The 13,045-nt window shown below is 71.6% G+C and carries 14 protein-coding genes; 6 read left to right on the top strand and 8 right to left on the bottom strand.

Annotation, left to right across the window (positions count from 1 at the left end; all coding sequences use genetic code 11):
* Positions 1–42: 42 nt before the first annotated feature.
* Positions 43–501 carry a potassium channel family protein gene (locus tag ACFQS1_RS19130; RefSeq protein WP_378970028.1) on the top strand — a complete coding sequence of 153 codons (459 nt, stop codon included), beginning with the start codon at positions 43–45 and terminating at the stop codon, positions 499–501.
* On the opposite strand, the gene ACFQS1_RS19125 is transcribed toward ACFQS1_RS19130, so the two are convergent.
* Positions 452–2,017, bottom strand: coding sequence for an alpha/beta hydrolase (locus ACFQS1_RS19125; protein WP_378970026.1), 1,566 nt, complete (start codon positions 2,015–2,017; stop codon positions 452–454). The genes ACFQS1_RS19130 and ACFQS1_RS19125 overlap by 50 nt on opposite strands.
* A gap of 65 nt (positions 2,018–2,082) precedes the next feature.
* Complete coding sequence (locus ACFQS1_RS19120; protein ID WP_378970024.1) at positions 2,083–3,150, bottom strand: ATP-dependent DNA ligase; 1,068 nt, start codon at positions 3,148–3,150, stop codon at positions 2,083–2,085.
* Between the two features lie 77 nt (positions 3,151–3,227).
* Between ACFQS1_RS19120 and ACFQS1_RS19115 the strand changes: the two genes are divergently transcribed.
* On the top strand, positions 3,228–4,076 hold the full coding sequence (locus ACFQS1_RS19115) for a transglutaminase-like domain-containing protein (RefSeq protein ID WP_378970022.1): 849 nt from the start codon (positions 3,228–3,230) through the stop codon (positions 4,074–4,076).
* Here the strand turns inward: ACFQS1_RS19115 and ACFQS1_RS19110 are convergent.
* From ACFQS1_RS19110 to ACFQS1_RS19090, 5 genes are all read right to left on the bottom strand, one after another.
* Entirely contained in the window at positions 4,069–4,437 is a 369-nt protein-coding gene (locus ACFQS1_RS19110; protein ID WP_378970020.1) for a DUF3037 domain-containing protein, read from the bottom strand. The two genes, ACFQS1_RS19115 and ACFQS1_RS19110, sit on opposite strands and share 8 nt — an antisense overlap.
* Positions 4,434–5,156, bottom strand: a complete 723-nt coding sequence (locus tag ACFQS1_RS19105; protein ID WP_378970018.1) for a HipA family kinase — start codon at positions 5,154–5,156, stop codon at positions 4,434–4,436. The genes ACFQS1_RS19110 and ACFQS1_RS19105 overlap by 4 nt, the downstream gene beginning before the upstream one ends.
* Positions 5,157–5,288: 132 nt before the next feature.
* Positions 5,289–5,840 carry a hypothetical protein gene (locus ACFQS1_RS19100; protein WP_378970016.1) on the bottom strand — a complete coding sequence of 184 codons (552 nt, stop codon included), beginning with the start codon at positions 5,838–5,840 and terminating at the stop codon, positions 5,289–5,291.
* Between the two features lie 80 nt (positions 5,841–5,920).
* Positions 5,921–6,721: an ArsR/SmtB family transcription factor gene (locus ACFQS1_RS19095; protein WP_378970014.1), complete on the bottom strand. Its 801-nt coding sequence runs from the start codon at positions 6,719–6,721 to the stop codon at positions 5,921–5,923.
* 77 nt (positions 6,722–6,798) lie between these two features.
* On the bottom strand, positions 6,799–7,902 hold the full coding sequence (locus ACFQS1_RS19090) for an MBL fold metallo-hydrolase (protein WP_378970012.1): 1,104 nt from the start codon (positions 7,900–7,902) through the stop codon (positions 6,799–6,801).
* Positions 7,903–8,016: 114 nt separating this feature from the next.
* Here ACFQS1_RS19090 and ACFQS1_RS19085 point away from each other — a divergent pair, with 114 nt between their 5' ends.
* From ACFQS1_RS19085 to ACFQS1_RS19070, 4 genes are all read left to right on the top strand, one after another.
* Entirely contained in the window at positions 8,017–9,474 is a 1,458-nt protein-coding gene (locus ACFQS1_RS19085; RefSeq protein ID WP_378970010.1) for a deoxyguanosinetriphosphate triphosphohydrolase family protein, read from the top strand.
* Between the two features lie 145 nt (positions 9,475–9,619).
* Complete coding sequence (locus ACFQS1_RS19080) at positions 9,620–10,198, top strand: GAF domain-containing protein (protein WP_378970007.1); 579 nt, start codon at positions 9,620–9,622, stop codon at positions 10,196–10,198.
* A 27-nt stretch (positions 10,199–10,225) separates the two neighbouring features.
* Positions 10,226–11,119: a diacylglycerol/lipid kinase family protein gene (locus ACFQS1_RS19075; RefSeq protein WP_378970005.1), complete on the top strand. Its 894-nt coding sequence runs from the start codon at positions 10,226–10,228 to the stop codon at positions 11,117–11,119.
* Positions 11,120–11,166: 47 nt separating this feature from the next.
* Positions 11,167–12,159: a tetratricopeptide repeat protein gene (locus ACFQS1_RS19070; RefSeq protein WP_378970003.1), complete on the top strand. Its 993-nt coding sequence runs from the start codon at positions 11,167–11,169 to the stop codon at positions 12,157–12,159.
* A 71-nt stretch (positions 12,160–12,230) separates the two neighbouring features.
* Here the strand turns inward: ACFQS1_RS19070 and bioD are convergent, their stop codons facing one another.
* A complete protein-coding gene (gene bioD / locus ACFQS1_RS19065) occupies positions 12,231–13,013 on the bottom strand; it encodes a dethiobiotin synthase (RefSeq protein ID WP_378970382.1) in 783 nt (260 codons plus the stop codon).
* Positions 13,014–13,045 lie beyond the last annotated feature (32 nt).

The raw sequence follows: 13,045 nt of genomic DNA, 5'->3' as shown, positions 1-13,045 counted from the left end.
CGGCCTCCCCTCGGGCTGCGCCGCTCGGGCACCATGGTCGCCATGCACGTCGTGCTCACGCCCTTCCGGAAGATCTATCGCGGCATCGTCTGGCTGGCGAACTCGCCGCGGACCCTGATCCTGTCCTACGCGCTGCTGATCGTCGTCTGCGGCGCCGCCTACCACTACTTCGAGAAGAGTCCTTCGTACGGCGACTCCCTCTGGTGGGCGGTCGTGACCGCCTCCACCGTCGGGTACGGCGATATCTCCCCCTCAAGCTGGGGCGGCCGGATGCTCGCCGGGATCCTCATCTCGGTCATGGTGCTCCTCGTCATCCCGCTGATCACCGCTCATTTCGCGAGCAAGCTGATCGTCGACACCGACGCCTTCCGCCATGAGGAGCAGGAAGAGCTCAAGCAAAACCTGCGCCGCGTGCGGGCGCTGCTCGAGGCGATGGCCGAGCGGGAGGGCGTCACTTTGCCGGACACCGCAGGCCCTCCTGTGGCACCTTCAGATCGATGAGGTAGTTGTCGACCGCGCTGACGATGCACGGCGTGCTCGGGTACGCCGTGTGGCCCTCGCCCTCCCAGGTGAGCACGTGGCCGACGCCCAGCATGCTGGCCAGGTCGGCGGTGTTCTCGTACGGCGTCGCGGGGTCGCCCGTCGTGCCGACCACGACGATCGGCGGGGCGCCGGTGGCCGGGCCGGCCGGGTACGGGTCGCGCTCGCCCGGCCACAGGCTGCACGAGAGCATGCCGACCGCGAGCGACGCGCCGAACAGCGGATACTTCGCCCGCCACTCGCCCTGCAGCTTGCGGATCTCGTCGATGCCCGGCACGTCCTTGGTGTCGGCGCAGTTCACCGCCAGGTTGGCGTCGAAGAGGTTGCTGTAGCTGCCGTCGGGTTTGCGCTCGGCGTACTGGTCGGCGAGGTTGAAGATGCCCTTGGGGTTGCCCTCGTTGAGCGCGGACACCGCGCCGGCCAGCGCGTTCCAGCCCGACTCGGTGTAGAGCGACGAGATCACCGCCAGGAAGATCCAGCCGGCGGTGGCCTTGCGGCCGTCGGAATAGGGCACCGGATTCTTCTCGGCCGCGGCCATCGCGTCGGTGACCGCCTTGCGGGCGTCGGGGGCGATCGGGCACTTGGCCGGCGTCCGCTTGCACCAGGCGGTGAAGTTGGTGAAGGCCCGCTCGAAGCCCTTGGCCTGCGACTCGGACCCTTGCACGTAGGTCTGCTTCGGGTCGATCGCGCCGTCGAGCACCATCGCCCGGATCTCGGTGGGCGACTGCTGGGCGTAGGTCGCGCCGAGCAGGGTGCCGTAGGAGAAGCCCAGGAAGGTCGTCTTCTCGTCGCCGATCGCCCGGCGGATCGCGTGGATGTCGTGGGCGGCCTGGTTGGTGGAGAAGGTGACCAGCTGGTCGCCGTACTTCCGGCCGCAGCCGTCCACGATCTTCTTGGTCAGCGCGACGTAGCTGTCGAACTGGGCCTGGCTCGCCGGGTCGGGCGGCGCCCCGAAATTCGCGTCCTGGTCGGCGTCGCTGATGCACTTGACCGGCTCGGAACGGCCGACGCCACGCGGGTCGAAGCCGAGGATGTCGAACCGGTCGGTGATCGCGGTGGGCAGGCCGCCGAGGGCCTCGCCGTAGGAGAGGTAGACCGCGAACTCGACGCCCGACCCGCCCGGGCCGCCGGGGTTGATCAGCAGGGAGCCGATGCGGTTCTTCTGCGTCTTGGACCGGATGCGGATCACGGAGATGCCGTAATTCTGGCCGTTGCTCGAGTTGTTCCAGTCGCGGGGGACCTCGACGGTGGCGCAGTCGTAGGTCATCCCGGTGGCCCCGCGGCCGACCAGCCGTTCGGGGACGTCGGAGCAGTCGCTCCAGTCGGCGGTGCCGGCGCCCTGCGGCGCGGTCGAGCCGTTGCCGGTCGAGGTGGGCTCGCCCGACCCGTCCGGGGCGAACGTGGGCACGGTGCATCCCGAGACGGCGAGAACCGTCGCGAACAGGAGTCCGGCGACCAGACGGAGGCGACGCGGCACGATCACGGCCCTTCCACGGCTTGGTTGGCTGGACCGACCCTAACCGGTTGGTCTGACCGGAACCTTCAGCGGCTGGTGAGTACCTCGGCCAGGTTGAACTGGACCGGGCGCTCGAGCTGCTCGTACGTGCAGGTGTGCGGGTCGCGGTCGGGCCGCCAGCGCTCGAACTGGGCGGTGTGCCGGAAGCGGATGCCCTCCATGTAGTCGTAGCGCACCTCGACCACGCGCTCCGGGCGCAGCGGCGTGAACGACAGGTCCTTGCCGTTGTTCCAGCGGCTGTACTCGTTCTTGCGCGGGGTGCGCTCGCCCTGCTCGTGCGCCGCCCAGTCCCAGGGGTGGCCCTCGAACGTGGTGACCAGCGGCTGGAGCTCGCGGAACAGCTCCTCGCGGACGGCGATCGGGAAGCTGCCGATGACGCCGACCGACACCAGCACGTCGCGCTCGTCGTACAGGCCGAGCAGCAGCGAGCCGATCCGGTCCTCGGCGGACTTGTGCACGCGGTACCCGGCGACGACGCAATCCGCCGTACGCTTGTGCTTGATCTTGGTCATCACCCGCTTGTCGGGCTGATAGGTCAGATCGCGGCCCTTCGCGATCAACCCGTCGAGACCGGCGCCCTCGAACTCGGCGAACCACCGCCGCGCGGTGGGAAGATCGTCGGTGGCCGGGGTGATGTGCACCGGTGGCTGCGCGTTTTTGAGTACGTCTTCCAGGCGCGCCCGGCGCTCGGCGAAGGGACGCTCGGTCAGATCCTCGTCGCCGATGGCCAGCAGGTCGAACGCCACGAAGCTGGCCGGGGTCTGCTCGGAGAGCAGCTTGACCCGGCTCGCCGCGGGGTGGATGCGCTGCTGGAGGGCCTCGAAGTCGAGCGTGTTGCGAGCGGTGTCGGCCACGATCACCTCGCCGTCGATCACCGCGCGCTCGGGGAAATTGTCCAGCACGGCCCGGACCACCTCGGGGAAGTACCGGGTCATCGGCTTCTCGTTGCGGCTGCCGATCTCCACCTCGTCGCCGTCCCGGAAGATGATCGAGCGGAAGCCGTCCCACTTCGGCTCGTACACCTGCCCGGGCGGGATCTCGGCGACGGGCTTGGCGAGCATCGGCTTGACCGGTGGATTGATCGGCAGGTCCATGGCACCCAGTCTGCCGCCTGGGACGCCATCCGGAAGCCCCTTGACCCTGACATCGTGGCAGACCCGAGACTCGGCGCATGGCCTACTCGCGACAGACCCGGTATTCCGACCCGCGGGCGCATGCGGCCCTGTTCGACCCGCTGCCCGCCGACCCGGCCGGCATCGGGGAGGTGATCCGCAACCTCGTCGTGCACTACCGCGCGTCCGGCATCGACTTCCCGCCCGACCGGCTCGCCGAGATCGACAGCCGCTGGGCCGACCGGCTGCTCGACGCCGACCGGCGCCGCTTCGACACCCCGCTGGCCGAGCCGCGCGCCCCCGAGCAGCGCATCGTCGGCTGCTGCCGCGACTTCGCCCTGCTCACCGTGTCGGCGCTGCGGCACCAGGGCATCCCGGCGCGCAGCCGGATCGGCTTCGCCGACTATCTCGGCCCGGATTGGCACTACGACCACGTCGTCGCGGAGTACTGGGACGGCGCCCGCTGGGTCGCCACCGACACCCAGATCGACATCGCCGACCTGCGGCTCGGGCCGGGCGGGCTGCGCACGGCGGCCCAGGTCTGGTCGGGCTTCCGGCGCGGCGAGATCGACCTCGAGACGTTCGGGGTCGATCCCGGCGCGGACCACCTGCGCGGCGGCTGGTTCGCCCGCAACTATGTGATCGGCGAGCTGGCCCACCGCCTCGGCGACGAGCTGCTGCTGTGGGATCTCTGGGGCGACATGTCCGAGGAGCTGCCCGACGACCTGTCGCTGATCGACGAGCTGGCCGAGCTGCTCCAGGCCGCCGACGCGGGCGACCGCGCGGCCGAGCGCAAGCTGGCCGACCACTACGCCGGCGATCCGCGGCTCCACCCGGGCACCCACGTGACCTGCGCGTCGCCGACCGGCGCCACATTCACCGCCGACCTACGGCGGGACGCTATCTGACCAGCAGCTCGAGCAGGCGCTCCAGCTCGGCGGCCGGGTCGGCGGCCAGGCCCATGTGGACCGGGCCGGCCCGCAGGATGGTGCTGCGCGGGGCGACCAGCCAGCGGAAGCGCTCGCCCGGCTTCATGTCGGCGGCCGCGCCGGCGCCGTTGCAGGTCGCCTCCCAGGAGGCCAGCGCGGCGGCGATCGCGGTCACGTCGGCCTGCGGGTCGAGGCAGCGCAGCCGGTCGGCGTGCAGGTGCGTGCGGGCGGCCAGGAAGTCGAGGCGCTGGCTGTAGAGCACCACGCCGACGTTGATCAGCTCACCGCGTTCGATCCGAGGGACGGCCTGGATGATGGCGTACTCGTACGGGATCCTCATGGCAGCCACGCCTCCGGCTGGGCGGCCCGCCGGGACAGGTGGGTCAGGTAGGCATCGCGGTCGCCGTCGTCGAGCCACTCGTCCGGAACCAGCTCGAGCACCTCGGCGAGCAGCTCCGGGGTCAGCCGCTCGGCCAGGGCGGGGCCCTCCGTGGCCAGGGCGGTGGCGTACGGCTTGAGCACGTGGTCGTCCCACTTGTACGGCCGGTGCACCACGCTCTCGGCGCGTGGCCAGTTGTGGTGGAAGTAGAGGGTGGCCCCGTGGTCGATCATCCAGAGGGCGTTGTGCCAGATCAGCAGGTTCGGATTGCGCCAGCTGCGGTCGACGTTCTCGACGAACGCGTCGAAGGCGACCACCCGGGAGGCCAGGGCCGGGTCGACCGGGTGCGCGTTGGGGTCGTAACCGAGCGACCCCGGCAGGAAGTCCATGCCGAGGTTGGCGCCGGCGCTCGCCTTGATGAGCTCCTGCACCTCCTCGTCGGGCTCGGCCCGCGCGACGACCGGGTCGAGGTGCACGACGGCGAGCTCGGGCACCGGCAGTCCGAGGCGCCGCCCCAGCTCGCCCGAGATCACCTCGGCGACGAGCGCCTTGGGGCCCTGACCGGCCCCGCGGAACTTCACCACGTAGGTGCCGAGATCGTCGGCCTCGACGACGCCGGGCAGCGACCCACCCTCACGCAGCGGGGTGACGTACCGCAGAGCGGTGACCTGACGAAGCACGCGCCCACCCTAACCGCCCCTGATCATCGCGGGCCGGCGCCGCTCGTATCCGCGGGCCGGGCCGCTCGTATCCGCGGGGCCGGCCCGCGAGCTGGTGCTCGCGGGCCGGAGCCCGTCGCAGGTGGACGGAGGTCAGGTCGTGGGGCCCTGGCGGCGCAGCTCGTCGACCTTGGTCATGGCCTGGCGCAGCTCGGCCAGCCACTCCTCGGTGTGCTGGCCCACCAGCTTGACGCACCAGGCGAGGGCCTCGGAGCGGGAGCGGGCCACGCCGGCGTCGACCAGGGTGTCGAGGATCTGGCGCTCGGGCTGGCGCAGCCGGGTCATGACCGGAGCGGCCAGGTGGGTGAACAACTCGTTGGTGTCGCCGCAGCGGATGCCCCAGGCGACCTTGCGCTGGTAGCGGTGCTCGATCTGGCGGGCCACCCGGATGCGGTCCTCCCGGGTGTCCTCGCGGAACTGGTTGATGCGACCCGCCTGGGCCGCGGCCCGGTCGGCCTCGGTGGCGTCGGCGCCGAGGCCGGGCTCGGCGACGCGGCCCCAAATGATGATCTCGTCTCGGTCGACGACCACCTCCGGGCGCTCGGTGAACCAGCCGTCGGGGACGGCGCCGGTCACCCAGGCCGCGGCGTCGTCGGCGTTGGGCGGCTCGGACCGGCCGCCCGGTGGAGTGGGACGAAAACGCATACCAACCTCCCATACGAACGTGATTACAGGATTACACCGTTACAGCGTTTGCTGCTATCACGTTCGCTGGGGGCGGAACGCTAATCGTGCTTGGCCATCTGGGCGTCGCGGATCGCGGCGTGCATCTCCCAGGGCGCCTGCGGGAGCACGTGACCGGTCTCGAGCAGGGACTTCAGGTTGGCGAAGACGGCCGGCCAGCCGTGCGAGATCGCCTCGACGGCCTCGTCGTCGGCCAGATTCTCGTGGGTCACGGTCAGGCGGACGATCTCGTGGAACGGCTCGATGTCGAAGGTGACCCGCGACGGGCCGGTGGCCGGTGGCGCTTCCGCCGGATCCTCGAAGGTCATGACCAGGCGCCGCGGCGGGGCGACCTCGAGAACTTTTCCGCCGGCGTCGGCGATGCCGGAGTCGTCGGTGCGGACGTGCTTCCACTCCGAGCCGGGCTGCCAGTCCGAGACGTTGCTGTGGCCCCAGTACGCCGCGGTCAGGTCGGCGTCGGTGAGGGCCGCCCAGACGCGCTCGGGCGTGCTCTGGATGTAGGTGACGTAGACGTACGCGGGCTTCTCGGTCATCTCTCGCTCCTCCGCGTGGTGCTTGATGGCGGCCAGCGCTCGCAGCCTCGGCTGCTCGAAGGGGGCCAGCCAGCGCTGCTGGATGTCGTGGATCGGCACCGGGTTGAGGTAATGCAGCTTTTCCCGGCCGCGCCGGACGGTGCTGATCAGATTGGCGTCCTCGAGGACGGACAGGTGCTGGGTCGCCGACTGGCGGGCCATCTCGAGCTGGCCGCAGAGCTGGCCCAGCGTCTGGCCATCGTGTCGGCGCAGGCTGTCGAGCAGCCGCCGGCGCGACGGGTCGGCCAGAGCCTTGAACACCTTGTCCACGCGCTCATTATGCAGGCAGGAACCTGCATAACGTCAAGCGACGACGAGAGCAGAGGAGCGATCGGGCGAGAGGCGGGTCAGGCGATCTGCTGCCACCAGCCGTCGACGGCCGGCGGGTTGTCCACGTCGACGCGCTCGCCGGGACGGGGGACGGCCAGCCGGACGTCGCGGGCCTTGGCCTCGGCCCAGGCGCGGTCGGCCGGCTCGGGCCACTCGTGCAGCGCCAGGTTGAAGGTCGCCCAGTGCACCGGGATCATCAGACCGCCCCGCACGTCCTGGTGGGTGGCGACGCCGTCCTCGGGGATCATGTGGATGTCCGGCCAGGCGTCGCCGTACGCGCCGATCTGGATCAACGTGACGTCGAACGGGCCGTGCTCGCGGCCGATCTCGGCGAAGCCGGGGAAGTAGCCCGTGTCGCCGGAGTAGAAGACCTTGCGGGTGGGCCCGTTGATCACCCAGCTGGTCCACAGCGTCTCGTCGCGGGTGAAGCCGCGGCCGGAGAAGTGCCTCGCGGCGGTGGCGACGAACTCGAGGCCGGCGACCTTGGACCGCTCGTTCCAGTCGAGCTCGACGATGCGGGTCGCGGGGACGCCCCAGCGCTCGAGGTGGGCGCCCACGCCCAGCGGGACCAGGAACGGCGCGGCCTGGAGGTCGACCAGGTTCTGGATCGTCGCCATGTCGAGGTGGTCGTAGTGGTCGTGGGAGATCAGCACGGCGTCGAGCGGGGGCAGGTCGCGCAGGGCGACCGGCGGCTCGTGCAGGCGCTTGGGCCCGGAGATGCGCGACGGGGAGCAGCGCTCGCTCCACACCGGGTCGAGCAGCACCCGGCGGCCCTCGATCTCGACCAGCGCGCAGGAGTGGCCGTACCAGGTGACGTGCAGACCCTCGGCGTCGAGGCCGGGCGTGGGCGTCACCACCGGGATCGGCAGCCGCGGGTGGCGGGCCTCGCGGTCGCGCAGGGCCGCGGCGGCCAGGCGCGGCACCGACGCGGCGGTCACCTCGCTGGCGGGGACGGTGTTGCGGAACTTGCCGCCGGAGAACTGCGGGCTCGCCAGCACGCGGGCCAGGCGGTCGCCCTTGGCCTTGCCGCCCATCTGGCGGGGGATGTCCTTGGCCACCCACACCGCCGCGGCGCCCAGCGCCAGCGCCACCCATGCTCCGGTACGTCCTCGCTTCGCCATCAGCCCAGTCTGACGAACCGGAGTCGTGCTCCGCCACCTGCGCGACGATCGCACCGCCCGTGACTATCGACACCCTTCGGAACCCTCAGGAGCGTGGCGGTAACGTTGCCGGGCATGGACGATTCGCGAGCTCAACGGCTCTTCGGGGACAGCCTGGTCGCGCCGGGTGATCTCGCCTCGGGCCCGTACCGGGTCGACCGGGACCGGATCGTCAGCTCACCGTTCTTCGCCCGGCTGGCCGGGGTCACCCAGGTGATCAGCCCGGGCGGGGCCGGCCTGCTCGTGCACAACCGGATGACGCACAGCCTCAAGGTCGCGCAGGTGGCGAGGGCGATCGCCGAGCGCGTCCGGGGGCGCGACCGGTCGGACCTGTCCGAGAAGCTGGGCGGGTGCGACCCGGACGTGGTCGAGGCGGCCGCCCTCGCCCACGACCTGGGGCACCCGCCGTTCGGGCACCTGGGCGAGCGGGTGCTCGATCAGCTGGCCCGGCACCGGCTGCGGATCCCGGACGGCTTCGAGGGCAACGCGCAGTCGTACCGGATAGTCACCAGCACCGAGATCCGGGGCGAGGCCACGATCGGGCTCAACCTGACCAACGCGGTGCGGGCCGCGATCCTGAAGTATCCGTGGACCCGGCACGGCGACGCCCGGTTCATGGACCCGCCGCCGCGGGGCGCGGCGCCGCCGCCGGACGACCCGGAGAGCGGGTCGGCCAAGTTCGGCGCCTACCTGACCGAGTTCGACGACATGGCCGCCGCCCGGCGGAGCTTCACCGGGCGGGTCGCGGACTGGCAGCAGACGGTCGAGGCGTCGGTCATGGACACGGCGGACGACATCGCGTACGCCATCCATGATCTTGAAGACGTGCACCGGGTCGGCGTGCTGCAGCAGGGTGCGGTCGCCGCGGAATTGATGGCCTGGCAGCGCTGGGGGCCGGCCACCGACCTGGGACGGGCCGGCGGCGCGATCGAGTCGCTCCGGCGGCAGCTGCACCGCAAGGACGGGTGGATGGCCGACGACGAGGCGTTCGCGTCGGCGATCGAGCTGGTGCGGGCCGAGCTGGTCGACGGGTTGCTGGCCCGGCCGTTCGACGGCTCGCTGGAGGCCGAGGCCCGGGTCGGCGCGTTCTCGGCGACCTGGACCCGGCGGCTGGTCGAGTCGATCGAGCTGGTCGAGCAGCCGGCCGTGCGGTCCGGGCACGTCCAGCTGGCCACCGCCCAGTGGCACGAGGTGCAGATCCTGAAGTTCGTGCAGAACCGGTTCGTGCTGGCCCGCCCCGACCTGGCGCTGCACCAGCGCGGGCAGGGCCGGCTGCTGGCGTCGCTGGTGGAGGCGCTGCTGGCCTGGCTCACCGACCCCGACGAGGAGCAGCGGATCCCGCGCCGGCTGCGCGACCTGGTCGAGCTGGCCGAGAACGAGCTGCCCGAGGGCACGCCCGACCGGATCGGCCAGGCCCGCGGCCGCGCGGTGATCGACTTCGTGGCCGGGCTGACCGACAACCAGGCGGTCGGCCTGATGGAGGCCCTGTCCGGCCGCTCGCGGCAGCTGTGGACCGACGCGTTCGTGCTATGACCGTCGATGTCCCACACCTTGTGCGACTTTCACGTTCGAAACGCGAGCGTGGCATCAAATCGGTCATCGTGAGCATTGCTTCGCGCAAGGGCGGTTCCTAGGCTCGGCGTGTTCCGTCAGCGACCAGGTGCGAGGGGGCCCACCCATGACCAACAGCAGTCCGACGTCGTCGAACGCCTACGAATACCTGGACAACGTCGGCCCCGAGGAGCAGGCGCGACTCGAGGCCGTCCGCCGCTACCGGCTGGTCGATCAGCCGGTCGAGGACGCGTACGATCGGATCGCGTTCGTCGCCGCGGCCATTTTCGACACGCCGATCGCGACGGTTTCGCTGGTCGAGCAGGACCGGGTCTGGCTGGCCGCCTGCCAGGGCCTCGGCGGCGTCCGCGAGGTCGGCAAGGAGCCCGGCCTGTGCGCGTCGGTGATCGCCCAGGACGACGTCTATGTGATCAACAACGCGGCCGTCGACCCGCGCACGCTCGAGCACCCGCTCGTCCGCGGCGAGCTCGGCCTGCGGTTCTACGTGGCCGCGCCGATCCGCACCCACGACGGCTACCGGCTCGGCACGGTCAACGTGATCGACAATCGGCCGCGCGAGGCCACGCCGCGGCAGCTGCGGGCGCTCGAGCACCTGGCCGCTATGGTGTCGGACGAGCTCGAACTGCGTCTCATGGTGATCCGCAGCGCGGCGGCCGAGCAGCGGATGCGCGAGACGGTTAGCTGACGGCCGGTATCGGGTAGTGCGCAGGACATGCGCACCCCCCGAACCATCGCCGTTGTCGCCCACCAGCGCAAGACGCTCGACGGTGGGCTCGATGAGCTGCGCCGCCGGCTGACCTCCGCCGGCGTGTCGAAGCTGCTCTGGCAAGAAGTGCCCAAGAGCCGCAAGGCGCCCAAGAAGGTTCGCGCCCTCCTGGCCAAGAAGCCCGACCTGCTGCTCGTCTGGGGCGGCGACGGGATGGTGCAGCGGACCCTCGACGTCGCGGCCGGCTCGAAGGTCCCGGTCGGGATCATTCCGGCCGGCACCGGCAACCTGCTCGCCGGCAACCTGGGCATTCCGCACTCCCTGGCGGAATCGCTGGACATCGCGCTGACCGGCCGGCGGCACCGGATCGACCTCGGGAAGCTCAACGGCGAGCACTTCGGCGTCATGGCCGGCGTCGGCTTCGACGGCGCGATGATCCAGGACGCCGACCGGAAGATGAAGGACCGGCTGGGCAAGCTCGCGTACGTCTGGGCCGGCCTGCGCCACGTCAACGGCAAGCCGGCCGCCGCCCGGATCGTGGTGGACGGTGTGAAGTGGTTCGACGACGAGGCCAGCTGCGTGCTGATCGGCAACGTCGGCACGATCACCGGCGGCATCAAGGCGTTCGACGACGCCGAGCCCGACGACGGCTGGCTCGATGTCGGCGTGGCCACCGCGCACGGCGCTCTGGAGTGGGCGCGGGCGCTCGGCACGATGGCGGTGGGCCGCTCCGAGCGGTCGCCGTTCGTCCGCACCACCCGCGCCCGGCGCATCGACGTCAAGCTCAAGACCAAGATGGAGTACGAGCTGGACGGCGGCGCCCGCACGTCCACCAAGAGCTTCTCGGCCCGGGTCGCGCCGGGCGCCGTGAAGGTGTGTCTACCGCGACATGATCGATAATCCACAATGTATCGACACGGGGCGTCGTGATGTGATCACATTCGGCCATGACCTCTCCCTCCGGGCCGGATCGCGAGGCGTGGCAGCGCGACTTCGAGCAGGTGATGCGCGACGATCCGGGCGGGGCGGCCGACGCCCTGCTGGCGCTCTGGCCCGACGTGGAGTCCGACGCCGAGATGGTCGACCTGCTGCGCGCCAACACCGAGGCGCTGCTGCGGGACGGGGGCGACGCGCTCTGGGCCGACGGCCTGCACCCGGTGGTCTTCCGGGCCGGCCACAGCCTCTCCCATCAGGGCCGGCTGCCCGCGGCCACGATCTTCTGGGAACGCCTGCTGCCCCTCGCTTCGGGGCGACTCGGCGCCGAACACGCCGACACCCTCACGATCAAAAACAATCTCCTGTGGGCGTACGGGCGCGGCGGCGACCCCGATCGAGCCCTGGCCGGCTTCCGTGACCTGCTGGCCGCCCGCACCCGCGTGCTCGGCCCCGACCACGAGAACACGCTGGCCACCCGCCACGCCCTGGCCACCTGGCAGGACGCCACCGGCGACCACCCCGGCGCCGCGGCCGCGATGCGGTCGCTGATCGGCGACTACGAGCGCACGCTGGGCCCCGACCACCGCGACACGCTCAACACCCGCATCGCCCTGGCAGAGATCGTCGGCCCCGCCGACCCCGCCGCCGCGGTGGCCGAATTGCGCACGCTGCTCGACGACTTCCGCCGGGTGCTCGGCGCCGACCACCCCGAGGTGCTGGAGGTGGCGGTCGAGCTCGCGTCGTGGCTGGCCGAGGCGGGCGAGTTCGACGAGGCGCTGACCCGGGTCGACCGGCTGCTGGACGACTACGACCGGGTCCTCGGCCCGACCCACCACGACACCCTGACCCTGCGCTTCGTGGCGGCCGACATGCGCGCCCGGGCGGGCCGCGAGCGGGAGGCGACCGAGGCGATGCACTCGCTGCACGGCGACGTGGTGGGGCTGATCAACCAGGGCCGCCGCGAGGTCGAGGACCTGCGAACCTCGATCGAGTCCTGGTCCTGAGCGGCGCCGGTGGCCGTCGGTCTCCTCGGCCCAGACGGGCCTGTTGTCGACGCCGGTGATCGGCGAGGACGTCAGTGACCGTCGGTCTCCTCGGCCCAGATCCGCCAGTTGTCGATGACGCCGTACAGCGGTGGGGTCAGCCAGCCGGGGGCCGAGCGGCGGAACACGCCGGGATCCATCCGGCCCGCGCCGTCCGGCAGGGCGCCCATCAGGTGCGGGGCCAGCTCCGAGAGGTTGGCCCAGTGGACCAGCTCGGGGTCGGCGGGCCAGGCGCCGATCACCACGCCGGCCGGGACGCCGCGGCGGCTAAGCGCCTCCAGGGTCAGGGCGGTGTGGTTGAGCGTGCCCAGGCCGGCGCGCGCCACGACGACGGTCTTGACGCCCAGCGCGATGGCCAGGTCGGCCAGCGTCCAGGCCTCGCCCGACGGCCGCACACCCATGGGCACCAGCAGGCCGCCCGCGCCCTCGACCAGGACCAGGTCGTGCTTGTCGGCTTCGGCGCGGACGGCGTCGACCACCTCGTAGAGCTCCAGCGGCGGCAGCTGAGCCACCGTGGCGGCCGCGAGCGGGGCCATCGGCTCGGGGTATTCGGCCAGCGTGCGAGTGGTGTCGGGCGCCGCGAGGCGGGTGATCACCTCGATGTCGGTGCGCGCGCCGGTGGCGATGCCGGTCTGGCCGGGTTTGATGACGGCCACCCGGAGGCCGGACGCCTGCGCGGCGGCGGCGATCGCGGCGGTGACGATGGTCTTGCCGACGTCGGTGTCGGTGCCGGTGATCAGGACGACGCCGCGCCACTCGCCGTGGTCGGGGCGCGGGGGCGCCGGCTGGGCCTGGGCGGTGAGCTCGGTGTCGATCTCGTCGCCGAGGGTCTCGGCGGCGGGAAGGT

The organism is Paractinoplanes rhizophilus, assembly GCF_042664765.1.
GTDB classification, from domain to species: Bacteria; Actinomycetota; Actinomycetes; order Mycobacteriales; family Micromonosporaceae; genus Actinoplanes; species Actinoplanes rhizophilus.
This window is presented reverse-complemented; position numbering and strand designations above follow the sequence as displayed.